Source organism: Marinomonas atlantica, assembly GCF_001639725.1.
GTDB classification, from domain to species: domain Bacteria; phylum Pseudomonadota; class Gammaproteobacteria; order Pseudomonadales; family Marinomonadaceae; genus Marinomonas; species Marinomonas atlantica.
Window position 1 is genome coordinate 397,193 of record NZ_LTAW01000005.1, and the last position, 24,484, is coordinate 421,676.

General features: G+C 43.8%; 20 protein-coding genes and 2 tRNA genes. 2 read left to right on the plus strand and 20 right to left on the minus strand.

Annotated features, from left to right (window positions below; translation table 11 throughout):
* Positions 1–337: 337 nt before the first annotated feature.
* The 5 genes from AYW75_RS11545 to leuC form a co-directional block, all read right to left on the minus strand.
* Positions 338–2,044, minus strand: coding sequence for a hypothetical protein (locus AYW75_RS11545; protein WP_067099560.1), 1,707 nt, complete (start codon positions 2,042–2,044; stop codon positions 338–340).
* 88 nt (positions 2,045–2,132) lie between these two features.
* Complete coding sequence (gene asd / locus AYW75_RS11550; RefSeq protein ID WP_067099563.1) at positions 2,133–3,251, minus strand: aspartate-semialdehyde dehydrogenase; 1,119 nt, start codon at positions 3,249–3,251, stop codon at positions 2,133–2,135.
* Between the two features lie 75 nt (positions 3,252–3,326).
* On the minus strand, positions 3,327–4,406 hold the full coding sequence (gene leuB, locus AYW75_RS11555) for a 3-isopropylmalate dehydrogenase (RefSeq protein WP_067099565.1): 1,080 nt from the start codon (positions 4,404–4,406) through the stop codon (positions 3,327–3,329).
* A gap of 9 nt (positions 4,407–4,415) precedes the next feature.
* Positions 4,416–5,066: a 3-isopropylmalate dehydratase small subunit gene (gene leuD, locus AYW75_RS11560; protein ID WP_067099567.1), complete on the minus strand. Its 651-nt coding sequence runs from the start codon at positions 5,064–5,066 to the stop codon at positions 4,416–4,418.
* Between the two features lie 9 nt (positions 5,067–5,075).
* Positions 5,076–6,500, minus strand: a complete 1,425-nt coding sequence (leuC, locus tag AYW75_RS11565) for a 3-isopropylmalate dehydratase large subunit (RefSeq protein WP_067099569.1) — start codon at positions 6,498–6,500, stop codon at positions 5,076–5,078.
* A gap of 93 nt (positions 6,501–6,593) precedes the next feature.
* Between leuC and AYW75_RS11570 the strand changes: the two genes are divergently transcribed.
* Together AYW75_RS11570 and AYW75_RS11575 are read left to right on the plus strand one after the other, a co-directional pair.
* Positions 6,594–7,475, plus strand: coding sequence for a LysR family transcriptional regulator (locus AYW75_RS11570; protein ID WP_082856496.1), 882 nt, complete (start codon positions 6,594–6,596; stop codon positions 7,473–7,475).
* An 81-nt stretch (positions 7,476–7,556) separates the two neighbouring features.
* Entirely contained in the window at positions 7,557–9,197 is a 1,641-nt protein-coding gene (locus AYW75_RS11575; protein WP_067099571.1) for an alpha-glucosidase, read from the plus strand.
* A 111-nt stretch (positions 9,198–9,308) separates the two neighbouring features.
* Here the strand turns inward: AYW75_RS11575 and AYW75_RS11580 are convergent, their stop codons facing one another.
* The 15 genes from AYW75_RS11580 to AYW75_RS11655 form a co-directional block, all read right to left on the minus strand.
* Positions 9,309–10,598 (minus strand): NAD(P)/FAD-dependent oxidoreductase, encoded by a 1,290-nt coding sequence (locus AYW75_RS11580; protein WP_067099573.1) that lies wholly within the window; start codon positions 10,596–10,598, stop codon positions 9,309–9,311.
* Between the two features lie 75 nt (positions 10,599–10,673).
* Positions 10,674–11,123, minus strand: a complete 450-nt coding sequence (locus AYW75_RS11585) for a YaiI/YqxD family protein (protein WP_067037946.1) — start codon at positions 11,121–11,123, stop codon at positions 10,674–10,676.
* 157 nt (positions 11,124–11,280) lie between these two features.
* Positions 11,281–12,984, minus strand: a complete 1,704-nt coding sequence (locus AYW75_RS11590) for an acyl-CoA dehydrogenase family protein (protein ID WP_067099575.1) — start codon at positions 12,982–12,984, stop codon at positions 11,281–11,283.
* A 107-nt stretch (positions 12,985–13,091) separates the two neighbouring features.
* Positions 13,092–14,147, minus strand: a complete 1,056-nt coding sequence (locus tag AYW75_RS11595) for an AraC family transcriptional regulator (protein ID WP_067099577.1) — start codon at positions 14,145–14,147, stop codon at positions 13,092–13,094.
* A 70-nt stretch (positions 14,148–14,217) separates the two neighbouring features.
* A complete protein-coding gene (locus AYW75_RS11600) occupies positions 14,218–14,553 on the minus strand; it encodes a hypothetical protein (protein ID WP_067099579.1) in 336 nt (111 codons plus the stop codon).
* Positions 14,554–14,623: 70 nt separating this feature from the next.
* A complete protein-coding gene (locus tag AYW75_RS11605) occupies positions 14,624–15,055 on the minus strand; it encodes a cytochrome b562 (protein ID WP_067099581.1) in 432 nt (143 codons plus the stop codon).
* Positions 15,056–15,158: 103 nt separating this feature from the next.
* The gene (locus tag AYW75_RS11610) at positions 15,159–17,012 is read right to left on the minus strand and encodes a methyl-accepting chemotaxis protein (protein WP_067099583.1); all 1,854 of its coding nucleotides are present in this window, start codon (positions 17,010–17,012) and stop codon (positions 15,159–15,161) included.
* A gap of 408 nt (positions 17,013–17,420) precedes the next feature.
* Positions 17,421–19,874 carry a Lon protease family protein gene (locus tag AYW75_RS11620; RefSeq protein WP_067099585.1) on the minus strand — a complete coding sequence of 818 codons (2,454 nt, stop codon included), beginning with the start codon at positions 19,872–19,874 and terminating at the stop codon, positions 17,421–17,423.
* 61 nt (positions 19,875–19,935) lie between these two features.
* The gene (locus AYW75_RS11625) at positions 19,936–20,733 is read right to left on the minus strand and encodes a TatD family hydrolase (protein ID WP_067099587.1); all 798 of its coding nucleotides are present in this window, start codon (positions 20,731–20,733) and stop codon (positions 19,936–19,938) included.
* A 5-nt stretch (positions 20,734–20,738) separates the two neighbouring features.
* Positions 20,739–21,674 carry a DNA polymerase III subunit delta' gene (gene holB, locus AYW75_RS11630; RefSeq protein WP_067099589.1) on the minus strand — a complete coding sequence of 312 codons (936 nt, stop codon included), beginning with the start codon at positions 21,672–21,674 and terminating at the stop codon, positions 20,739–20,741.
* Positions 21,671–22,303: a dTMP kinase gene (gene tmk / locus AYW75_RS11635; protein ID WP_067099591.1), complete on the minus strand. Its 633-nt coding sequence runs from the start codon at positions 22,301–22,303 to the stop codon at positions 21,671–21,673. Before tmk ends, holB begins: the two co-directional genes overlap by 4 nt.
* An 8-nt stretch (positions 22,304–22,311) precedes the next feature.
* Complete coding sequence (gene mltG, locus AYW75_RS11640; protein ID WP_156490847.1) at positions 22,312–23,340, minus strand: endolytic transglycosylase MltG; 1,029 nt, start codon at positions 23,338–23,340, stop codon at positions 22,312–22,314.
* The gene (pabC, locus tag AYW75_RS11645) at positions 23,340–24,137 is read right to left on the minus strand and encodes an aminodeoxychorismate lyase (RefSeq protein ID WP_067099595.1); all 798 of its coding nucleotides are present in this window, start codon (positions 24,135–24,137) and stop codon (positions 23,340–23,342) included. The genes mltG and pabC overlap by 1 nt, the downstream gene beginning before the upstream one ends.
* A gap of 44 nt (positions 24,138–24,181) precedes the next feature.
* Positions 24,182–24,257 (minus strand) — tRNA-Glu (locus AYW75_RS11650).
* Positions 24,258–24,323: 66 nt separating this feature from the next.
* A tRNA-Glu gene (locus AYW75_RS11655) sits at positions 24,324–24,399 on the minus strand.
* Between the last annotated feature and the right edge of the window lie 85 nt (positions 24,400–24,484).

Sequence of the window (24,484 nt, forward strand, 5' to 3'; positions counted from 1 at the left end):
TTTTTAAAGTGGATGTCTCAATTAACTAATTCGAACAACACACCTTCGCCGCCGTCGGCACAGAAGCCATTCTATCAAACGCCGGCTATAAACGAAGGCCAAAGAGACAGCTACTAGTCTAACAAATCCCCTTCGCCCTTTTGCTATTACCTTACTGGTAAGGCACCCACTCGCCTCAAATTCAACAGAACAGTTTAAATAAAGCCTATTTCCCAACTAACACGCACAAAAAAGCCAGTCTGGATTGAAACTGGCTGGTTGTTTGACACTTTTAGAACTGAGTTATGAGTCACTTTTTAAGGTGGGTGTCTTAATAACTTATTTTAAGGTGGGTGTCTCAATTGACCATTAAATTATCATCGATACTTTTTTGTAGGGTTTCGATATATCGCTGTTTTGTTGAACTGGTTCTAGCTGCATCCCTCTCTATTTTAAGAAGACCATTATCCTCTATAAAAGTCTCCATATCATAATGTACTCCCTGTGATGGAAGCCAGCATAAACTTTTTAGCCAATTATGAAACTTATCCAAGCTATTAAACTGCTTAATACCTTTACAAAAAATATCTAAAGTAACAATAGGAAAATTCATATCGTGAGAAATAGTCCCTCCAAAACCGTGTATAACTACTATCCCTTTAGCCTTCCAATCTTCTATATTACCAAAATCAATTTTATTCTCAAAAGTACGGCTTAGAATTACAGAAGAGTTAGATTCAACAAATTCAACCTTTCTTTTTACTTGATCAACTTTCTTTGAAATTGAACTAATTCTATTGTAAACCTCTCTAGAATCACCAGGCTGAAGAACCCATCTCATTTCTATCACTAACATTACTTTATTTTCTGTATCAAAAATTATAGCGTCTAATTCTTCTTTTTTCCGATTAACGCTAAACTCTTTATTTAATTCTTTATAATTCCACTTTTTTAATGAAGGCAACATTCTTGAAATCATATTTTTTTCAAAAAGATCGCTTTGTGAATCAAAATGACTTTTATCCACCTTTGCCATAAGAGACAGTAAATTCCTTTGCATATTACTATTTAATATAAAATAGCAAGGTACCATTAGCATTCCGCATTTAGACTTATAAAGTGGCTGAATTGCAATATCAGGAGTATGAGCGCTATTTCCAAAGGTTATGTAATCAATGAAAGACATGACATCTACTTCAGAAAAATCTGCTAAAACCTGTAGATCTTCACAAAGCTGTTTTCTGGAAATTAACAAGACTAAACAAGACTCAGCTCCGCCATCTATGGAAAGTTTCCTAGCTGCGAGTTCAACAGCTAGAACATGATAAAAACAACGGACAAACAAAGAGTTTATAAGAGAGTGAGTTTTATATGCTTTACCCCATTTAAATTCAAAATCAACAGGTATAATTTGATCTCTTTGCGGAAAACTTCTTGAGAGGCCAAAGCTAATAGCTGGTTTATAGCTATAGCTAACTTTCCCTTTTTTCAGATATACTGAGTTACTAATAGTCGAATCAATTACATTTTCTTTGAGATTAATTGGCCCTGACTTTAACCAACGATAAAGCACTCCAGTGATGTCGCTAACAATATCAGCCCCATGTCCAAAGCCTTCTAAGACGCTATATCGTATATCTACAAGCTCATTTACTTCTAATTTATATGTATCGCCTTTTTTTAAAAACACCCCCCTGTTGTTATATGTTGAAGCGATCAACCGACAAATATTCTCGTATTTATCCGCCTCTTCAAGAAGAGCTGCAGCCTTAGTATATGCTTGCGGTATAGTTTTTTTGGGTAATTTTACTTTTGCGTTAACATTTTTTTTCACTACATGAGAAATTGAGTGTCTTAATGAGTACTTAATTCCATCAACAAAATTAAAAATATGAAACTCATCAGCCTCTATCCAGCTAGCAAAAAACATACGTGTTCTATCTTCACTAACAGTAAGTAAATGCCAAATAGAGAAATCTAAAAGAGAGTGTGGGGGCTCAGTTTGATCAAGTGCTTCATCTGTAATTTTTTCAATAGCATCTCTGAAGTTGTTTTGATAACACATTTTTCAAGTCCATTTAATTAATACATAAACAAAAAACCCGCCATCTCTCGACAGCGGGTCTTTCTAACTCAATCCAACCAAAAGCCAATTAGCCTTCAATCAGGATACGCAACATACGACGTAGTGGCTCTGCTGCACCCCACAGTAGTTGGTCACCGACTGAGAAGGCGCTGATGTACTCAGGGCCCATGTTCAGTTTACGGATACGACCAACTGGGATACCAAGTGTGCCAGTCGCAACTGTTGGCGTTAGACGCTGCATTGTTGCTTCTTTGTCGTTTGGTACCACATCAACCCATTGGTTGTGCTCGGCCAACAAGCCTTCGATATCCGCGACTGGGATGTCTTTGTTTAGCTTGATGGTATACGCCTGGCTGTGACAACGCATCGCACCGATACGGACACATAGACCGTCCACTGGGATTGGCTTGCCGTCGATGCCTAGGATCTTGTTACATTCCGCTTGTGCTTTCCACTCTTCACGGCTTTGGCCATTATCAAGTTGGCTATCGATGTAAGGGATCAAAGAACCCGCTAGTGGTACGCCAAACTGGTCAGCTGGAAGCGTACCAGAACGCATTTTCTCTGCCACTTTACGGTCGATGTCTAGGATCGCACTGGCTGGATCAGCCAACTCAGACGCAACTTCTGCGTTCAATAGACCAAACTGGTTGATCAATTCGCGCATGTGACGTGCACCGCCACCCGAAGCCGCTTGGTATGTCATGGATGTCATCCACTCGATGTGGCCTTTTTCGAACAGGCCACCCAGTGCAAGAAGCATCAATGAAACAGTACAGTTACCACCCACGTAGGTTTTAACGCCATCTTGCAAACCTTGCTTGATCACGTTTTGGTTAACTGGGTCTAGGACGATGATGGCATCTTTGTCCATACGCAGCGAAGACGCGGCGTCGATCCAGTAGCCATTCCAACCAGCATTACGCAACTGTGGGTAGACCGCTTTGGTGTAGTCACCACCTTGACACGTAATAATGACATCCATCTTTTTAAGTGACTCAATATCCATTGCGTCTTGTAGAAGTGGAATGTCCTTACCAATATCTGGGCCAGCTTGACCCGTTTGGGACGTAGAGAAGAACACTGGATCAATGTGATCGAAATCGTTCTCTTCACGCATACGTTGCATCAGCACAGAACCTACCATTCCGCGCCAGCCGACTAAACCTACAGTGTGTTTTGACATGGTTTTTTACCTTTTTTAGGGTGGGTCTACTCATACCAAGAGCAGTATCCCGAGTTAATGCTTAATTATTATGAATTAAGCGCTTAATGCAGCAAGTACAGCATCACCCATTTGTGATGTGCTTACTGTTTCGCTTCCCTCTGAAGCGATATCTGCTGTGCGAAGACCTTGGTCAAGCACGTTGCTTACAGCGGCTTCAATCGCGTCCGCTGCATCTTTTGCATTTAATGAGTAGCGCAACATCATAGCAACAGAAAGGATCGTCGCCAATGGGTTTGCGATACCTTTGCCTGCGATATCGGGTGCTGAACCGTGACAAGGCTCGTACATGCCTTGACCTTTTGCGTTCAGAGAAGCAGAAGGTAGCATACCGATAGAGCCTGTCAACATGGCTGCCGCATCTGACAAAATATCACCGAACATGTTGCCGGTTACCATGACGTCAAATTGCTTCGGTGCGCGCACCAGCTGCATTGCAGCGTTGTCAACCAACATGTGCGACAGTTCAACATCTGGGTATTCTTTGGCGACTTCTTCCATAACTTCTTTCCAAAGAACCGTCACTTCCAGTACGTTGGATTTATCGATAGAGCACACGCGTTTGCCACGCTGACGTGCTGCTTCAAAGGCAGAATGCGCGATACGGCGAATTTCAGACTCGCTGTACACGTAAGTGTTGAAACCTTCACGCTCGCCGTTTTCTAGCGTGCGGATGCCTCGTGGTTGACCGAAGTAAATACCACCAGTCAATTCACGTACGATCAAAATGTCTAGACCCGCCACGATTTCAGGCTTCAAGCTCGACGCATCGGCCAATTGTGGGTATAGGATCGCTGGGCGCAAATTGGCAAATAGCTCAAGATTAGAACGCAGACCCAATAGACCTTTTTCAGGTCGAACGGACATGTCTAGGCCATCCCATTTCGGGCCGCCTACGGCACCCAGCAGGATAGAATCTGCGGCTTTAGCTTTGTCTAACGTTGTTTCAGGTAGTGGAGAACCCGTTTCATCGTAGGCAGAACCGCCTACTAATGCGGATTCATGCTCGATACCTAAGTCAAAAGAAGCGTTTACTGCGTCTAGTACGCGAACCGCTTGTTCAACGATCTCTGGGCCAATACCGTCACCCGGCAATACTAATACTTTCTTAGACATGTTCTTTCCTTACAATGCGCGCGCTTCGAATAACCAAGGCGCTGTTTGAATGCGTTTTTCTTCGTAGGCGTGGATCGCGTCGGCTTGCTGTAGTGTTAGGCCGATGTCATCCAAACCGTTTAATAGACAATGTTTACGGAACGCGTCTACTTGGAAGCTGAATTCTGTGCCAGACGGTGTTTTAACCGTCTGATTTTCTAGGTCAACGGTGAGCTCGTAACCTTCGTTTGCTTCGACTTCTTCGAACAACTGATCCACTTCTTCTTCCTTAAGTACAATCGGAAGTAAGCCGTTTTTGAAACAGTTATTGTAGAAAATGTCGGCGAAGCTTGGCGCGATCACAGAACGAATACCGAAATCATCCAATGCCCAAGGCGCGTGCTCACGGCTTGAACCACAACCAAAGTTACTGCGAGCAAGTAAGACGCTGGTGCCTTGGTAACGGTCTTGGTTTAGAACGAAGTCTTTACGTAGCGGACGGCCAGTACATTCTTGGTCTGGCTGACCTTCGTCTTCGTAGCGTAATTCGTCGAATAAGTTTTTACCAAAGCCTGTGCGCTTGATGGATTTCAAGAACTGCTTTGGGATGATCATATCAGTATCAACGTTGGCCAAGTCTAAAGGCGCTGCGATACCTGTGTGTGTTGTAAATGGGCGCATCGCTGACTCCTAGTGTTTAACCAATTCGTTTACGTCTACAAAGTGACCGGCAATCGCAGCGGCGGCTGCCATTGCTGGGCTCACCAAATGCGTACGACCACCGAAGCCTTGACGACCTTCAAAGTTACGGTTTGATGTTGACGCACAATGTTCGCCGTGACCCAGTTTGTCAGCGTTCATCGCAAGACACATGGAACAGCCTGGCTCGCGCCATTCAAGACCTGCTTCAGTGAAGATTTTATCTAAGCCTTCTTTCTCGGCTTGCTCTTTTACCAAACCAGAACCTGGTACAACGATGGCTTGCGTCAACGTGTCAGCGACTTTGCGGCCTTTTACGACTTCCGCTGCTGCGCGTAAATCTTCTATACGAGAGTTGGTACAAGAGCCGATAAATACGCGATCTAGCGTAATGTCCGCAAGGGTTTTCTTGCCTTCAAGGCCCATGTATTTCCAAGCACGAGCATAACCGTCACGTGTCACTGCATCAGCTTGGTCTTCTGGACGCGGGATGTCTTGATCGATGGCGATTACCATCTCAGGCGACGTACCCCAAGTTACTTGTGGCTTGATGTCGGCACCATTTAGCACAACCACTTCGTCAAATTCTGCGTCTTTGTCAGACACTAAATCTTTCCATGCTTCGACAGCCATGTCCCAATGTGCGCCTTTCGGTGCGTACGGACGATCTTTAACGTAGTCGATGGTCGTTTGGTCAACGGCGATCAAACCTACGCGTGCACCGGCTTCAATCGCCATGTTACACACGGTCATACGACCTTCCATTGACAGCGATGCAATCGCTGAACCGCCGAATTCGATGGCGTAACCGGTACCACCGGCCGTACCGATTTCACCGATAATCGCCAACACAACGTCTTTTGCCGTGACATAAGGCGATAACTCACCGTCTACACGTACTAGCATGTTGCGCATTTTTTTCTGAACTAGACACTGAGTGGCTAGCACGTGTTCCACTTCTGACGTACCGATGCCGTGTGCTAATGCGCCGAATGCACCATGAGTCGATGTATGTGAATCACCACACACAACCGTCATACCCGGAATCGTTGCGCCCTGCTCTGGGCCCACTACGTGAACGATACCTTGACGGATATCGGTCATTTTGAATTCTGTGATACCGAATTCGTCACAGTTATCGTCCAAAGTAGTCACTTGGATTTTCGATACTGGATCGGCGATGCCATTCACGCCACTCTTACGTTCTTCCACTGTTGTTGGAACGTTGTGATCTGGCGTAGCAAGGCTTGACGTTAAACGCCAAGGTTTACGGCCGTGAAGACGTAGACCTTCAAACGCCTGCGGCGACGTTACTTCGTGAAGCAGTTGTAAGTCGATGTAGATTAATGCACTACCATCGTCACGCTGTTGAACAAGGTGGCTATCCCACAACTTGTCGTAAAGTGTTTTTGCCATTGCTTTCTCTCCTACTTAAGCATTGCGTAATAGTACTGCGTGTACTTAAATTACTCCAATTCATATTTTTCATATTTTGGATAATTATTTGGAATGATGGACATACAAGAGCTTTTAACGTTTATCAAAGTGGCAGAAACGCACTCCTTTTCGGACGCTGCCGATGCGCTGTTTATCACACAGCCAGCGGTCAGCAAACGCATTGCTGCACTAGAGTCGAATTTAAATGTAAAATTATTTGACCGCATTGGCCGTCAAATACACTTAACCGAGGCCGGAACGCGGCTGTTACCCAAAGCGAAGCGCCTCGCCAATGACTTAAATGATATTAAACGTAGCATGACGTTACAAATGGACGATGTGTCTGGTGAGCTGAACATTGCTACCAGTCACCATATTGGTTTGCATCGCCTTCCTAAGACGCTGAAGCGTTTCCAGCTTGAATATCCGCAGGCGGAAATAAAAATTGAGTTTACTCAATCAGAAGATGCGCACCGTCAAATTATCAAGGGTGAAGCGGAAATTGGCATCATTACCCTGTCCTCTCAGTCAGAAAACATGCTCAATGCCATTCCGATTTGGTCGGACCCGTTACAATGTGTGGTCAGCCTTGATCACCCGCTGGCTCAACTGGATGACGTGGACGTGGTTGAACTATCAAAATACCCGTGTGTCTTGCCACACGAAAACACCTTTACTCGTCAGATCGCTGAGAAAGTCTTCGCGGTTAATGGCGTGCGGCCACAAGTCAAAATGAACACCAACAACCTAGACACATTAGCCATGTTAGTCAGTATTGGCTGGGGCTGGTCATTAATTCCATCAACGGTGGTCAACGATCAATTAGCGGTGGTAAACCTACCCGCCTTAAACGTAGAACGTAAACTGGGCGTGATTCATCATAAGCAAAGAACACTAAGTCGAGCAGCATCGGCCTTTATTGAGCTGTTACAAGCGCAATCAATGAATTCCTGATCCTTAATCAAAATTCACACGCTTTAGTGAAAATTAGTGCTAGGGTAAACATATAGATGTTTGTTTTATAAGGGGTATACGATGAGCAAAGAAACGACGGATTGGTGGCGCGGTGCCGTAATTTATCAAATTTATCCACGTAGTTTTATGGATTCAAATGGCGATGGTATCGGTGATCTAAAAGGCATTACACAAAAAATGCCCTACATTGCATCTCTCGGTGTTGATGCGATTTGGTTGTCACCTTTTTTCACTTCGCCCATGAAAGACTTTGGTTATGACGTATCGGATTATTGTGACGTTGACCCAATCTTTGGTGAACTAGCCGATTTTGATGAACTCATTGCAAAAGCGCACCAACACAATATTAAAGTCATCATTGACCAAGTGCTCAATCACACATCGGATCAACACCCTTGGTTTAAAGAGTCGCGTTCTAGCCGAGACAACGATAAATCAGACTGGTATGTCTGGGTGGATGCTAAGCCTGATGGCACCGTTCCCAATAACTGGCTATCGGTTTTTGGTGGCCCAGCTTGGCATTGGGATAGCCGTCGTAGACAGTACTATCTACACAATTTTTTAGACAGTCAGCCTGATTTAAACTTCCATAACCCTGATGTTGTCGACGCATTACTTGACAGCGTGCGTTTCTGGTTAGACCGAGGTGTGGACGGCTTCCGCTTAGACACGGCCAATTATTTCTTCCATGACCTTGAGCTGCGCGATAACCCACCAAAACAAGAGGTTGTCGAAGGCAGTATTGGCGTCAGTATGGACAATCCTTACGGCTACCAGTTGCACCTGTACGATAAGTCACGCCCCGAAAACATTGCTTTTTTAGAGCGCCTTCGAACACTACTGGATAAATATACAGGCACAACAACAGTTGGCGAAGTAGGCTGTGACTTTTCACTGAAAACCATGGCCGAATACACGCAAGGTAACAACAAGCTTCATATGTGTTATTCGTTTGATCTGCTCACGCATGACAGTAGCATGACGCATATCCATAACACCATGACATCCATCGAAGAAGGATTGGGTGATGGCTGGCCTTGCTGGTCGATGAGCAATCACGATGTTGAACGTGTCGCTTCACGCTGGAATGATGGGAAAGCCTCTGGGGCTAAGAGTAAGGTGTTTATGGCCATGCTTTTATCTTTACGCGGTAGCGTTTGTCTATATCAAGGTGAAGAACTGGGCCTACCTGAAGCGCAGCTTGAATTTGAACAACTTGTCGACCCATTTGGTATCAATTTTTGGCCCGAATTTAAAGGTCGAGATGGTTGTCGAACCCCAATGCCATGGGAGAACAAACCGACTGGAGGATTTTCTAACCATCACTCCCCTTGGTTGCCAATCAGCGACTTGCATCTACCTATAGCGGTTTCCGAGCAACAAGGTGATCGTCATTCTGTTTTGCACGCGTATCGGGACTTTTTACATTTTAGAAAACACCACCCGGCACTTATCTCTGGTGACATCGAGTTCTTGTTCAGCGATAAGGATATCTTGGTCTTTACCCGTACTCATGATGAAGAAATGCTTCTCGTCGGCATTAACGTAGGTGATCAGGGGCACTTTACCTCTCCTTTAAGTTATGAGATCAAAGATATCGTTATGCCTGAGGGATTAAGGATCGGTCAGTTTGAGAACAGTAAACTGATATTACCCTCTAATTCAGTGTACCTTGGGAAAATAACTAAGAACATAATGTAAAACAAAATACTGTACATTTATACAGTTTATATGAAATAGACACCACATAAAAAAGGGGCACCTCAATGAAGCGCCCCCTTTTTCAATCTGGATGCCTTGCAGCACTAGGGTTTAGTGCAACTTAAGTTTTGGCTTAACGACTTTGCCGACACGTTGTGCTGCCATAATGATTATTGCTTTAAACCAGCCATGAATAGCAATCAAATGCAGACGATACAGGGATACGTAAACGAAACGAGCCAAGCGGCCTTCTACAAACATAGACCCTTTCATCAAATTACCCATTAAGCTGCCAACCGTGCTGTATTTACTGAGGTTAACCAGTGAGCCATAGTCTTTGTATTCGTACTCTTGGAGGGGCTGACCTTTAAACTCAGCCACAATATTATCGTGTACTAATGCTGCCATTTGATGAGCAGATTGAGCACGCGGTGGCACGAATGAGCCATTGGCTTGCTTACAGGCACAACAGTCACCGATAACATAAAGATCGTCATAATTTGTACTTTGCAAAGTGCTTTTCACTAAGACTTGATTGTTACGTGTGGTTTCAAGTCCTTCAATCTCGCTGAGAAATTTCGGTGCTTTTACACCAGCTGCCCAAATCATTAGATCTGCTTTGTGAAGCTCACCTTTTTTTGTCATCAAGCCTTCGTAACTTGCCTCAGTAATACAGGTATCTTCTAGGACATTAACACCAAGTAGCTCTAATTCTTTCTTAGCGTTGTTAGCGATACGTTCAGGGAGCGCTGGAAGAATACGAGGTCCTGCCTCAATCAGTTCAATATTTACCTTCTCAGAGGTAATTTCTTCCATACCGTAAGATTTAAGCAGCTCTGCCACATGGAAAAGTTCAGCAGATAACTCTACGCCAGTTGCGCCGCCCCCGACGATAGAGATATTTAATTTTTGATCTCCAGGGAGTTGATGAATTCGCAAGAACTGCGTTAAAAGCGCTTGCTGAAAGCGTTCCGCTTGGCGATGAGAATCTAGAAAATAACAGTGCTCTGCCACCCCAGGCGTGCCAAAATCATTACTAACACTGCCAACAGCTAACACTAAAATATCGTAATCAACTTTTCGAGCAGGTAAGACTTCGTGGCCTTTATCATCGCTTATGGACGTCAAGCTGATCGTTTTATTAATGGCGTCAATTTCATAAGCGGTACCCAGCTTAAACGTGTAGTGGTGTTTCGTAGAGTGGGCGCGATAGTTAAGACCATCAGTGTTAATATCAATCGAGCCAGTGGCCACTTCATGCAACAGCGGCTTCCAAATATGCGTCTGAGAACGATCAATCAAGGTAACTTGTGCATGCTTACGCTTGCCTAGGCTGTGACCTAAACGGGTTGCAAGTTCTAAGCCCCCTGCACCACCACCTAATACTACAATTTTTTTCATACTAAACCCCAAACTGTGAATGATTTGCTAAACATTGGGATTGCTTAGCAAATCATTCCTCAACAGAGGAATGATTTAGTGTACGCGTTTCGCTAGCAGTCGATCCAGCGCATTGGCAAAGGCTGCTTTGTCTTTATCACCAAACGGTGCGGCGCCGCCGGTATCAAATCCACTAGAGCGCATTTGATCCATAAAGTCACGCATACCAAGCTTTTGTTTGATGTTATCAGTAGTGTACTGCTCACCTTTGGACGTTAATACTAACGCACCACGGGCAATACAATCAGAGGCAAGCGGGATATCGGAGGTAATGACGACATCACCTGGAGAGACATTTTCTTCAATGTAAGTATCGGCTTCATCGAAACCACTTGGCACAACTTTTCGCACCAGCCATTTACTCGGTGGTAAGGCAACTGCCATATTCGCAACAAAAGTACAAAGCACTTCACAGCGTTCAGCCGCTTTAAAAAGAATTGGCTTGATTGCGTTAGGACACGCGTCGGCATCCACCCATATTTGCATTGCTAGCTCCTTAATTAAGAGCTCTATTATTGCGGACTCTCTGTTTGTTTGGCTATAGGGAAACCATAGGATTTCTCAAAATATCATTATTTTTAGTTATAGCGGGCATCACTGCCCGCACAGAAAAGTAATATAAATATATTATTTACGATTTGTATTATTTTAGCAGTTCTGCAGAAGGTATCGGCTTACTGGATTCAAATTGTTTTAACGAATCAAAATAGTATCGGCCGCGAACAATTACATGATTAAAGTAAAATTCGGTTTTGGCTTGCCATGCCTTACTTGCTTGATCACTTTGATAGCCTTTCAGCAGCAGCCAGCCACCAACGGTAAAACCAGAGAGCATCATGAAGTCGTATGCCGCTTCGCTGGATTCAACATCATTGTTTAACAACATCGCTTTCGATTGCTCGATAAGGTTCACATAGTCAGCAAGAGTATCTGAATGCGCCGTTCCACTAAAATGATTCAAGTCGGTACGAATGTCTTCGATTAGTGCCGTTAATGCAATCCCTTGATCTCCTTGGAGCTTTCTTCCTACAAGGTCTAACGCCTGAATGCCATTGGTTCCTTCATAGATAGGCAAGATTCGTGCATCTCGAAAGAGCTGAGCCACACCAGTTTCCTCAATGTAACCCATGCCGCCATGAACCTGCACTGCCAATGAAACGATCTCTTGCGCCATCTCAGTCAGCCAACCTTTAACGATCGGCGTATAGAGTTCGGTTCGAGCCAAATGCTGTCCATCTTGATCAGATAAATCGCTTTCCACTGAGGCGGTGTACATCAAGGCTCGCATCGCAGATAAAGTACTCGCCATTTGCCACAACATACGCTTCACGTCGCCATGCTCTGCAATCACAACTTTGCCTTTCGTACCTTTTTTAGCGCCTTGAACACGATCAAAGGAGTAATCCAAAGCCATTTGGTAGGCGGCCTCTGCCACCGCTAAGCCTTGCAAGCCAACACTTTGACGTGCGTTGTTCATCATCGTAAACATGGCGGCAAGGCCTTTATTCTCTTGGCCAACTAGATAACCAATTGCACCTTCGCTTTCGCCAAATTGCATCACACAGGTCGGTGATCCGTGAATACCCATTTTGTGCTCGATCGATAACGGGTATACGTCGTTGCGACGACCTGGATGACCGTTGCCATCCAACAGATATTTAGGCACTAAGAATAACGAAATCCCCCGCACGCCCTCAGGTGCATCCGGCAAACGAGCCAACACCAAATGAATGATGTTTTCACTCATCAAATGATCACCCCAAGTAATGTAGATTTTTTGCCCGTAAATTCGATATTGCTCGCCATCAGGAACCGCTTTAGTTTTAATAGCGGCCAAATCACTACCCGCACCCGGTTCAGTTAAGTTCATGGTGCCAGTCCATCTACCAGACACCATATTTGGCAAGTAGGTATTTTTTAACTCATCACTTGCGTGAGTTTCAATGGCATCAACAGCACCTTGAGTCAACAACGGACATAACGAAAAAGATAGATTAGAAGACTGAATTCCCTCATTGAAAGCAACTTCGAGTGCTCGCGGAAGCTCTTGCCCACCGTATTGCTCAGGGGCACTCAACGTCGTCCATGCAGCATCTTGTAAAGCCTCATAGACCGCTTTGAATTCTGGCGTTTCTTGGACGCAACGCTCCACCATTTTGGGCGGTGTTAAATCACCCAACCGATTACTTGGTGCAACGATCTGTTCAGAAAACTTAGCAGCTTCAGATAAAATAGGCTCAAGAAGATCTGCACCATAATTTGGGAAATGTGGCTCCAGTCGCTCAATGCCTGCAATATGCTCTAAGCAAAACTGTACTTCTTGGGCTGGATAGCGGTAACCACTCATCGATTGACTCCTCATTTTTTTATTTTTAAGAGTGGATAATTAGAGCCTATTCAACAATGGCAAATGGTTGCGATTTTGCTAACAAATAGGCTCACAAGCATTATGGGTCAATTCAGCGTTTGATAATCGGCGTGTTTACGATATTCGCCTGGCGTCATACCAGTCCACTTCTTAAAAGAGCGATAAAATGCGCTGGGCTCTTCAAACCCCATCAATGCTGCAATCTCATTAAACGAAAGCTGTGGTGCATTAATGTAGGTGATCGCCGCTTCTTTTCGACATTCATCTTTGATTTGTTGGAAGGAAGTATCTTCTTCTGTAAGGCGACGACGTAACGTTGAAACACTCATATTTAACATGGATGCGACTTCTTCAGCAGATAACATTTCCTGTGAGAAATCTTTCCCCAAAATAGAAATCACTCGAGATTTTAAACTGTTGTCATTATCGACCATGACTAACAGCTGATAAGGTGCCGTTTTGAGAAAGCTGCGTAAACTGTCGTCGTTCTGTACCAAAGGCATGTCTAGATAAGAGGCAGGGAACACTAATGCATTGCCATGTTGCGAGAACTTTACATCAGATTGAAAAAGTGTCTGGTAGTACTCCACATCATCTGGTCTTGCTGCGGTGAAATAAGCGGCTTTTAATACCAAACGGCGCCCGATAAACCAGCTAATAAAATGATGCCACATTGAAAGCGTGGTACGCACACGCTCAGGTGAATCAAATGCTTTATCTAAAGAAACATTAGTAGTGTCTTCAAGTGATTCTACCGGTGCAAACGTCACTTTCGCAAAACGCCCTTTTTTCACAACGATAGGTTTGATGGTTGGACCACGACAAATTTCATAAAAATCGCTGCAACGCTTAAGAGCTTGGCCAAGGTTTTTTGAATGCAAAATACACAGGCACATCATACGAAATGAACCCTTTGGCATTCGACCACCGCTCAAGATACCGAACGACTCGTCATTCATCATCTGCATAATACGCTGATACAGCAAACCATAACGGTATACAGAGATACCTTTCGCTTCTTCTACTTCAGAGCGAGACAATCCTACTTCACTTAACAACGGCGCAATATCACAACCTTGATTCTCGACCGCATTGAGAAGATACCGAACACTCTGTGCAGGAACAGTCGCTTTTATTTCCATCCAAAGCTTCCTTAAAAAATATCAGGCACAAAAAAAGGCTGCATGTGAATGCAGCCTTTTAGTTTTATTATTAGTTTTCTTCAGTGAACGCATCAAGCAAATCATTAACGACTGTATCTTCTTCGTTAACTTTATTCGTATCAACTTTCTTCGCTGTTTCATCCACTTTAGGAGTAAACGTGAAGCGTTTAGGACGAACTTTTTGCTGAACCGCCTCAGGCTCTGGCAATAGGCCAAGGCGTTCAAGCTTTTTCTTAGCTTGCTCTTTACGTTGCTTCTCTTTCTTTGCATCAAAACGAGTAGGATTCGCAGCTTTGCGAGCCTTCTTCTGCTCTTTATGCATTTCCTTGGTACCAGTTTGACCAAGTTTCCCTTTCATGCTTCGGGATTTTTTAACGCGAGCCATAATTAACCTCTCTAACAAGGTATCTATTGTAGCAATCAAGTTCAATTAGGTCACGCTGAAGACAAACTCATTAGCAATCTGTTTTGAATGCTCTATGACCTTTTTTGCGCAATTTACCAATTTCACCAAGCATGGTCTTTGCCTTGCTACTGTCTTTCGCTTCTAAAGCACCATCTAGCGCCATGAAAGCAGTAATGGTTTCATCTATTACAGATTGGTAATCAGCCTTACGTGCAGCCAACTTGTCTCCAGATAGTCCTTTCTCTACAAAAAGGTAAGGCGTTTCTTCACGAGCTTCTTTTAGCACAGCAATAATCGTATCAATACGCTGATCTGCTGATGCAAAATTTTCTTTTTTAACATCAAAAGCAAGACTCTTCATCTCGGTTTTTAGGCTTCCCATGTTGTCATGCAATGCAGTACCGTCACAGTCAGCATAAGAAAATGATACCGCGCCAACTGACATGATCAGTCCGCCTAATAAAGCTTTTTTACTTAACATTTAATCTCTCCTTTATTTGTTAAGTGATGTTTAGAACTTATACAGAACCAGTTTACACAGTATGGTTCCTGAAAAACAAAATATATTTCAGTGTCTTTTAGTTTCACACCTTAAATCTTGCTATTTGATGCTCTAAACGATCTGCCAATTGAGCCAACGATTCTGCGCCATCAGCAGTTTGACTTGCTTCACCTGAAAGTTTCTGTGAAATCTCTTGAATTGAAATACTATTCTTCGAAATATCACTAGTAACAATATTTTGCTCTTCAGCCGCACTTGCAATTTGCATTGCCATATCACTAATTTTATGGACGGCTTGAAGAATGGAGTCTAGCGCCATAGCAGCGGCAGCCGACTCGGTTACGGCTCCGTCTGCAATTTTAGTTGAACGCTTCATTGATGATACAACGTTTAATGTAACGGAATTAAGCCCTTCAATTTTATCGCGTATTTCCTCTGTCGAACTTTGAGTCCTTTGCGACAACAAACGTACTTCATCAGCAACAACTGCGAAGCCACGCCCCTGCTCACCAGCCCTTGCGGCTTCAATCGCTGCATTCAAAGCCAATAGATTTGTTTTTTCCGCGATGTCTTGAATGGTAAGTAGAATTGAACTGATCCCTTGAACATGCGTATCAAGATTGGTAATGATCTCGGACGCTTGATGCACCTCATTTGCCAAGTTCTTAATTTCAGTCTGCGCCGCATTAACGACACGACTGCCTTCATTACTACTTTCGGCAGCTTCTTGAGAGGCACCAGCTGTATGCTCAGCATTGATGGCAATCTCTTGAGTCGCCGTTGATAATTGACTGACAGCAGTTGCGACCATGGTGATTTCATTCAGCTGCACATTAAGCTCTTTACTTGACTGTTGTGAAAGCGTTTTAGAATTGTGGGCTAATGAATTCAAGCTACTGGACATAGACTTAATATCACGAATTAGGCCACTCAACGTCCCGAGGAACTCATTGAAGTGTGATGCCAATAGACCCACTTCATCTTTACTATCTACTTCAATGCGTTTCGTTAAATCACCTTCACCTTTACTTATTTCTTCTAGTGCAACACTAACTTTCGTTATACCAACAAGTAATTTAGAACTGATCACAGAAATCAACAAAGAAATAATCAGTGACACCAAAAGTGCGGCAGGGACTAAAGTAAACAATAAAGTGTTTAACGGTGCCATTACAGACTCACGGTCTAATTCGAACACGATAGTCCAATTAGTATTAGGAACATCATATTTAGCAATAAGCTTTCCATTGATAGCCTCCAACTTACCGCTTTTCAATTCTGATAATTGATAGCCAAATACGCTTTCAACCGTTTTGTTATAGTTTTGTGTTTGGTTATCCGCTAACACTAAGCCATCTTTATTGGCCAAATAAGCATGTCCAGTACCTGATAGCTGTACATCCAAAATACCGCTTGTCACATCATCTAGATTGATATCGGCCCCTGCGACACCAATTAACTGACCGTTTCTCGTAACAGACTGTGCAGCTGTAATCATTAGCTTACCTGTAGAAGCTCCGACGTAAGGTGATGTAAAAACAACCCCGTTACTATTCTTAGCAGCTTTATACCAAGGGCGTTTTCTTGGGTCATAATCCGATGGTAATACATCGTTTGGATCACTTTGCAGCATAACGCCTTGCTCTGAACCAAAATAACTAATCGCAAAACGACCAGCATCCGTGGCCTGCTGTAATGTCAATTGAGATACTTCAGCGGAAGATAAATAGCTTGCCAGAGCAGCAACAGCAGACTCTTTGGAGCTGGCCCACTCGACCACTTTTTCAACCTGTCCATTACCTATAGCAGAGATTTCATTATGTATATTTTGTTCTATGGAGCTTTTAAGTTGCACATAGCTAATACTACATACGACAAACGCCGTTAAAACAGCGCACCCAAAAACCAAAATAGAAAATTTACGTCTAAGCGTCATTTAAAAGCCCATTAAAATTAGTGGTTATTGTAATAATTGATATGGTTATACTGCATAATAATGATTTAGATAACCTAACAGATGACACTTATACTCGAATGTTATGAATAAAATATTATGTAAGAAAAATGTGCTTTGCTTCGCTTTTTTAGGCTCTATTCTTTATTTGAAACCAGCCATTGGAGCAGAATGCTCTGACCGAAACGCAATTGAGGCTGCAATGAGTGCCTCAAGTAGTCTGATGGGGGGCGACAGCTTTCGCAAGCCAAGAGTACTTAAGCGGCATCACCCTAGTAAACGCAAAGAGGTCGCCACATACTTTCGCAGTGGTGACCTCTATTATTCGCTTTTTTGGCTTGTTTCAGATAACTGCAAAGCAGGTTTCATTAAACGCACTCAAGGAAAGTATTAAGACTGTTTAGCATCTTCTGATTTATCGGCTTTCTTTTTCTCTTTATCCGAATCCTCTTCTGATTCTTCATCGTCTTCATGACCCAGTTTAGAAATCTCTTCTAAGCGTTTTAAAACCATATTCGACAAAGTGCCCTCTGGGTAATTGCCTTCCGCGTCAAGAACGCCTGGCTCTACTCCAGTCAGTAAATGCAGTGCTTCATCGGCATTTTCAATCGCGTAAACACGGAATTTACCAGCCTCAACCGCTTCAATTACCTCATCACTTAACATCAAGTTGATCACGTTAGACTTAGGAATAATAACGCCTTGTGTTCCCGTTAAACCACGAGCACTACAAACGTTAAAGAAACCTTCAATCTTCTCATTCACACCACCGATCGCTTGCACTTGACCGTATTGGTTTAATGAGCCTGTAATCGCCAGATCTTGACGCAATGGCACGTTAACTAATGCAGACAGCAAACAACACAATTCAGCGGTTGAAGCGCTATCGCCATCGACATAACCGTAGCTCTGCTCCATGGCAATTGATGCACAAATATCCAAAGGGAATTTTTGCGCATAACGATGTCCAAGAAAACCAGACAAAATCAAGACACCTTTAGAATGGATGTTTTGACCCAAATTGGATTCGCGCTCGATATCAATGATGCCTTTGCCACCTGGGTAGACTGTCGTAGAGATACGAGCAGGCGCACCAAAGCTGCTGTCACCAATCTGCATGACAGTCAGACCATTGATCTTACCGATGGCTTCTCCATCACTGTCGAGCAAGATACTGCCGTCTACAATCTCTTCAATGATTTTTTCAGCAACACGGCCAGTACGATCTTTTTTGGCTGCCAACGCTCGTGCTACGTGCACTTCCGTAATCACTTCGTCTTTCGCAAGCTGACGATTAAAGTCCGCCTCACCTAATAACTCAAACACATCGCCAATCTTAGCCGCCATTTCTTTCTGGTGCTCAGCCAAACGACTGCTGTACTCGATCAACCGTGCCACACCTTTTTGCGTTACGTCGGAATACCCTTCTTTCGCAATACGGTCTTTTAATAATCGAGCGAACGCTAATTCTGTTTCATCGTTACGTTTTAGTGAGTCATCGAAGTCGACTAATACGCGGAACATCTCTTGGAAATCTGGATCAGCGTCTTGTAGCAAGTAATAAATATCACGCGAACCAATCAACACAACTTTCACTTGCAGCGGAAGATCTTCTGGTGACAAGGTCGTCGTGTTCATCAAACCCATATCTGCGTATGGGTGCTCAATTTTCAACGTTTTACTTTTCAGAGCACGTTTCAATGCTTCCCACAAATAATGATCTGTGAGCAGCTTCTCAGCATCAAGGATTAAGTAGCCGCCATTCGCCGCATGCAGACTTCCTGAGCGAATCAAGCGATAGCTTGTGATCAACATGCCTTGATCAGAACTGTACTCAACCTGACCGAACAAGTTGCGGTACGTTGGGTGAGGCTCATACACCACTGGCTGACCACCATCCGAAGTGTGTGTCACCGCGACATTAGGCAGGTACATTTCTTCGTACATGGCACGACGACTGGTTTCATCGCGGTTATCAGACGCTTTATCGTCAACAAACTGATCGATAATGACTTTATCTAAGTCTTCGCGCATTTCTTTTAAGAAGCTTTGTACAGCTTCTTCTTCAAGATACTTATTGAAAAGCGGTTCAATCAATGGATCCAGTGCTTCTTTCACTGTTTCAAGATTCAGCTCTCGCAATTGCTCGTAAGAAATTCGTTTCCATGTTGGTAGGCTAAGCAGTTCATTGTTCAACATACCTTCTAGTTCAGACACACCTGCTTGGAACGCATCACGCTCTTCATCTGACAGGGTGGCGAAGTCTGCTTCGTCTAGCGCTTTGCCTTCACGCATAGGCGCAAAGCTGACTGACGAGGCATCTCGAAACATGGCAACGCCAATCTTTGAAGCATGACGCTCAACTCGGTTGATCGCAGTTTCATATTGTTCGTTGAAGACGCGATCAATGGCACCTTTCTGCTCTTGATAATTAGGATTTTCAAATGCCGCAGGGAATGTTCCCATTAAGCCATCAATAAGAGCACGAATGTCTTGCTCAAATTCTTTCGATTGACCAGGTTTAAATTCGATCGCCTTTGGTGCGCGATAATCTTTAAAATTATTAACGTAGACCCATTCGCTTGGTGACTCTTTACGCTTCGCTTCGCTTTTTAGGTAGCTAGTCACATAGGATGAACGACCGGTTCCAGAGCCACCCATGACAAAGATATTATAACCTGGGCGGTGCATAGCCACACCAAACTGAATGGCTTCTACTGCTCGCTCTTGACCTAAAATACCGCTTAGTGACTCTAATTCATTTAATGTTTTGAAGGGCAATTTGCCTTCTTGTAATTTGGCAGCCAGCGCGCTCGGCGCTAAAGGTTGAACCATTTCTGACATCTAACAGGTCCTTTTGAGGACAGCATTCAGGCTCACTGAACACTGTATTATGGTGTAATTATTAGTTAAGTACGTCGTTACGATTTACTTTAGAGAACTTACGATGAAAATTATCAGAGCTGATTTCCATAAGTTCTTCTAAACGAATTTTCTTAATATCCGCAACGAACTGAGCCACATCACGCACATATTTCGGCTCGTTCTTTTTACCGCGATGTGGAATAGGAGCCAAATAGGGAGAGTCCGTCTCTACAATTAATGACTCTAAAGGCAATTTACGCACAGTATCACGTAAATCCTCTGCATTTTTAAAAGTAATAATGCCAGAGATAGAAATTAAGTAGTTTAAATCTAAAGCACTTCTGGCCATGGCATAATCTTCAGTGAAGCAATGCAATACACCGCCTACACTCTGATCACCATGACTTTTGATTAATTCTAACGTGTCTTGCTTCGCATCACGAGTGTGAATGATCGTCGGTAACGCTAATTGCCCCGACACATCTAAATGCACGGCAAAACTGTCTTTTTGCGCTTGATGCAGCTCCGGCTCTTTGTCATAAAAATAGTCTAGCCCCGTCTCCCCGATGGCAACGACTTTTGGACGTCGCGACATTTCAAGCAAGGTTTCTGAGTCTTGTAACAAGCCTTCTTTATGCAAAGGGTGAACACCACAACTGGCGATGATTCCAGAACGATCTGTAAACTTATAAACATTCTCAAAGCTGTCAAGATCCACAGAGATTGTCAGGATCTGGCTTACCCCTGCATCACGTGCTGCATCAATGGCGCCTTCGGTACCGTTTTCATAAGCATTTATATCAAGTTTGTCTAAGTGACAGTGAGAATCTACTAACATTTACCTTACCAAGAATTTAATTCGCCGATTATTTGAATAGTGGGGTTTAAATGGGTTTTATCAAGTTGTGACTTCAATTCGGTTAGACTTTGAACAAAGCCCATTAAACGATAGATATCGTAACGTGTTAACAAACCAGTACAGGCACCTTGCACTAAAGCATTACATTGACCAGACGCTGAGTACTGCACCGCAGCACTGAGTAAAGCTAACAAGCCATCAATAAAATCAGCCGTATTGTCTTTATTAGCCTTCCCAGCGAACTCGTCAGTACGCATTTCGCCTTGCAACCACTGCTCTACCCAAGCAGGAAGCTGCTGTAACATATCAAAGCTATTGGACCCCGATAACGCCAACAAATGATAAGGCGTCTGCGAGAACCACATGAGTTTGGAAACATCTACCTTAGCTTCATGATACAGCCACTCCGTAACCTGCACTTCACTCGGTGTCGGAAGTAACATACGCTGACAACGGCTCAAAATAGTAGGCATCAAGGCGCGGGAGGTATGCGTAGTCAATATAAAGTAGGTAGCCGCTGGTGGCTCTTCCAGCGCTTTTAGAATTGCGTTGGCCGCATTGGTGTTCATACGATGCGCTTCATGTATTAACACAACTTTTGAATAGCCGAGCTGCGGTTTATTAGCAACTTTTGCTGCCACTTGTCGAACAGCATCTACTTTTATTCCACCATCTTGCCCATCAAGCACCTGTAGGTCTGGATGCGTGTCTGCTTGAGCAACTTGGCAGCTATGGCATTGGCCACAAGGTGCACGGTCAATGTGTTCACACAATAAAAGCTTCGTTAGCGCTTCTGCAAAGGCATTCTGGCCAACACCGTTAATACCGCTAATAAGTAACGCATGATGAAACTTGCCTGAACGACGCCATTCTTGTGCTTGCCCATAGTAAGCCATAAGCCAAGGTGCCAAAACACTCATGCGTTATTTCCAGCCATGATAGCATTTAGTTGAGCTACTATCTGGGCCTCTACCGATGATATAGATTGACTGGCATCCACTACTACAAAACGCTCTGGATCTTGACTGGCCCGATGCAAAAAACCGTCACGCACTTTTTGATGAAATGCTAACGACTCGCCATCCAAACGGTTTGATTGACCGCGCGATTGTACGCGCTGCAACCCCAACTCTACTGGGACATCTAATAACAACGTTTTATTCGGCAATTGATTTTTAAGAAAGGTATCGACTAAGTTATCAATAACGGATTCGTTAATACCACGCGCTACACCTTGGTATACATAACTCGAATCAACAAAACGATCACTGATAACCCATTTTCCTTGTGCCAGTGCTGGCTGTATCTTTTCATTCAAATGCTGAACTCTGGAGGCAAAGACCAACAATAATTCCGTATTAGGTGCCACCTGCTCATCACGAGCAGACAGAACTAACTCACGAATCTCTTCAGCCATCGGTGTGCCACCAGGCTCTCGCGTCAATACATACGGGATTTCGTGCTCAGTTAGCCACGCTTCGATACACTGAATCGCAGAGCTTTTTCCTGCCCCCTCACCGCCTTCAAGAGAAATAAATTGTGCGTTCATAATTACCTCTATTGTGTCGGTGCAGACGTGTAGTCTTTACGTCTTTGAAAACGTTGGTAACGTGCAACCGCATTGTTATGTTCTCTCAATGTATTCGAGAAAACATGCGACCCATCGCCTTTCGCTACAAAATACAGTGCTTTGGTCTCACCGGGGTTTAATGCAGCATTAATTGCCTCTAAACCGACATTGGCAATAGGTGTTGGTGGCAATCTATTGATTTGGTAAGTGTTGTAAGGTGTATGACGACGCAAGTCGGCACGAGTGATATTACCTTTGTAGCGATTGCCCATACCGTAGATCACCGTTGGGTCGGTTTGCAAACGCATGCCTTTTTCTAAGCGACTGATAAAGACACGTGCAATTAAAGGACGCTCTTCTGGTACACCAGTTTCTTTCTCAATGATAGACGCCATGATTAATGCTTCATAAGGAGTCTTGTACGGCAAGTCTTTCGCTTTGCCAGACCATTCTGTTTCTAAAGCGGCCTCAAGTAATGTATTCGCCTGCATGAAAATATCTAAGTCTGTATCGCCATCGTGATAACGATAGGTATTGGCAAACAGCATGCCTTCTGGCGAGGTGCTCTCCAACCCCATCTTTTCGGCTATTTGTTGATCTGTAAGACCTGATAAGGTCATTTCGATATTACCTTTCACCTTCATCGCCGCAAGATAATCACGAAATGTATGGCCTTCCAGTAACGTAATGGGATAAAACAATGTGTCGCCTGAATCAAATAAGGACAGGGCATCCATTAAGCTCATGTCTGGCTTAATCTCATACTTCCCGACTTTAGGCACCAAGGTTGGGTCCAACTTAAATGCCAAACGGGTAAGCTGAGGATACTGAATCCAGCCTCGCTCAGATAACTGATGACCAAGCTTTATCATCGAAGCCCCAGGTTTCACATCAAAGGTCGCTTTTTCAGACACCATCATAGGCTCTGTTAGCGCGTTATAGGCCCACGTAGCAACGACTGAAGTTAAAGTGATGACTAATACAGTAGCCAAGATGATCCATTTAACAAATTTCATTATGTATTTACTTGTTCCATGAGTGTTTGGGTTAGTTTACCAATCTGAAGAGTACGGTCATCAAACTTTACAACAGGTAAAATACCACTAAGGGCATTGCTGACAAAAATTTCATCAGCTTGCTGAAGACTGGTCAATGAGAAATGGCCGACGTTAATACTACCGACAAAATTTGACAGTATACTTGTTCGACAACTTCCTTGAACGCCTGATTTTGAGAGCGCTGGCGTGAATAGTTCACCACGTGTAATCCAAAATATATTACTTTGAACACATTCTATAACATGTCCATTCGCGTCCAACATAACCGCTTCATAAGCACGATCAGCCAGTTCTTGTTTGGCAAGTACGTTTTCCAATCGATTTAAATGCTTCATGCCGCTTAAAGAAGGGTTAATCGATGTTTGAATACGAGACGTAACAAGCGATACCCCCTCACTGCGTTGCTCTGAGTAATTAGGCGCATCAAAAACACCGACAAGGAACTCGTAAACAGCATCGATAGGCGGTCTATAACCTCGCCCTCCTGAACCACGCGTGAGCATGAGTTTGATGCCGCAATTTGGACTTTTAAGCGCTTGTTGAGCAATAAATTCCCAGCATATTTGCCATTGCTCAGGCGAAACATTAAAGCCTAATCGACGACAGCCGCGTTGGATGCGAGTTTGATGAATAGCGAGTTGGGGGATGTTTCCTGATTGCGTTGCAATTGTCTCAAATAAACCGTCTCCGTAGGATAAACCACGGTCAGTGATGGATAATGAGGAGTCAGGAAGGTAGTTTCTGAACCACTGCATATGATTGATCTCAAACGAAAGGTGAATCATATCAGATTGAAGAATGGCGTCCCATAGGGGGTTCGAACCCCTGTTACCGCCGTGAAAGGGCGGTGTCCTAGGCCTCTAGACGAATGGGACGTGATTGAAGCGTACTTCAGAGTGGCAGTATTTTACACCGAGCCACATTCATAAGAACAAATTCGGTGGCGTCCCATAGGGGGTTCGAACCCCTGTTACCGCCGTGAAAGGGCGGTGTCCTAGGCCTCTAGACGAATGGGACACATCATGTGCTTCCGTAGAAGCGCTCTACTCTATCGAGTAAGAGAATTTGGAGCGGGAAACGAGGCTCGAACTCGCGACCCCAA

What these genes read in the sequence shown, in the direction of transcription:
- AYW75_RS11545 (WP_067099560.1), bottom strand. Translation starts at nt 2,044, where the DNA reads ATGTGTTATCAAAACAACTTCAGAGATGCTATTGAAAAAATTACAGAT.
- asd (WP_067099563.1), bottom strand. Translation starts at nt 3,251, where the DNA reads ATGTCAAAACACACTGTAGGTTTAGTCGGCTGGCGCGGAATGGTAGGT.
- leuB (WP_067099565.1), bottom strand. Translation starts at nt 4,406, where the DNA reads ATGTCTAAGAAAGTATTAGTATTGCCGGGTGACGGTATTGGCCCAGAG.
- leuD (WP_067099567.1), bottom strand. Translation starts at nt 5,066, where the DNA reads ATGCGCCCATTTACAACACACACAGGTATCGCAGCGCCTTTAGACTTG.
- leuC (WP_067099569.1), bottom strand. Translation starts at nt 6,500, where the DNA reads ATGGCAAAAACACTTTACGACAAGTTGTGGGATAGCCACCTTGTTCAA.
- AYW75_RS11570 (WP_082856496.1), top strand. Translation starts at nt 6,594, where the DNA reads ATGATGGACATACAAGAGCTTTTAACGTTTATCAAAGTGGCAGAAACG.
- AYW75_RS11575 (WP_067099571.1), top strand. Translation starts at nt 7,557, where the DNA reads ATGAGCAAAGAAACGACGGATTGGTGGCGCGGTGCCGTAATTTATCAA.
- AYW75_RS11580 (WP_067099573.1), bottom strand. Translation starts at nt 10,598, where the DNA reads ATGAAAAAAATTGTAGTATTAGGTGGTGGTGCAGGGGGCTTAGAACTT.
- AYW75_RS11585 (WP_067037946.1), bottom strand. Translation starts at nt 11,123, where the DNA reads ATGCAAATATGGGTGGATGCCGACGCGTGTCCTAACGCAATCAAGCCA.
- AYW75_RS11590 (WP_067099575.1), bottom strand. Translation starts at nt 12,984, where the DNA reads ATGAGTGGTTACCGCTATCCAGCCCAAGAAGTACAGTTTTGCTTAGAG.
- AYW75_RS11595 (WP_067099577.1), bottom strand. Translation starts at nt 14,147, where the DNA reads ATGGAAATAAAAGCGACTGTTCCTGCACAGAGTGTTCGGTATCTTCTC.
- AYW75_RS11600 (WP_067099579.1), bottom strand. Translation starts at nt 14,553, where the DNA reads ATGGCTCGCGTTAAAAAATCCCGAAGCATGAAAGGGAAACTTGGTCAA.
- AYW75_RS11605 (WP_067099581.1), bottom strand. Translation starts at nt 15,055, where the DNA reads ATGTTAAGTAAAAAAGCTTTATTAGGCGGACTGATCATGTCAGTTGGC.
- AYW75_RS11610 (WP_067099583.1), bottom strand. Translation starts at nt 17,012, where the DNA reads ATGACGCTTAGACGTAAATTTTCTATTTTGGTTTTTGGGTGCGCTGTT.
- AYW75_RS11620 (WP_067099585.1), bottom strand. Translation starts at nt 19,874, where the DNA reads ATGTCAGAAATGGTTCAACCTTTAGCGCCGAGCGCGCTGGCTGCCAAA.
- AYW75_RS11625 (WP_067099587.1), bottom strand. Translation starts at nt 20,733, where the DNA reads ATGTTAGTAGATTCTCACTGTCACTTAGACAAACTTGATATAAATGCT.
- holB (WP_067099589.1), bottom strand. Translation starts at nt 21,674, where the DNA reads ATGAGTGTTTTGGCACCTTGGCTTATGGCTTACTATGGGCAAGCACAA.
- tmk (WP_067099591.1), bottom strand. Translation starts at nt 22,303, where the DNA reads ATGAACGCACAATTTATTTCTCTTGAAGGCGGTGAGGGGGCAGGAAAA.
- mltG (WP_156490847.1), bottom strand. Translation starts at nt 23,340, where the DNA reads ATGAAATTTGTTAAATGGATCATCTTGGCTACTGTATTAGTCATCACT.
- pabC (WP_067099595.1), bottom strand. Translation starts at nt 24,137, where the DNA reads ATGCAGTGGTTCAGAAACTACCTTCCTGACTCCTCATTATCCATCACT.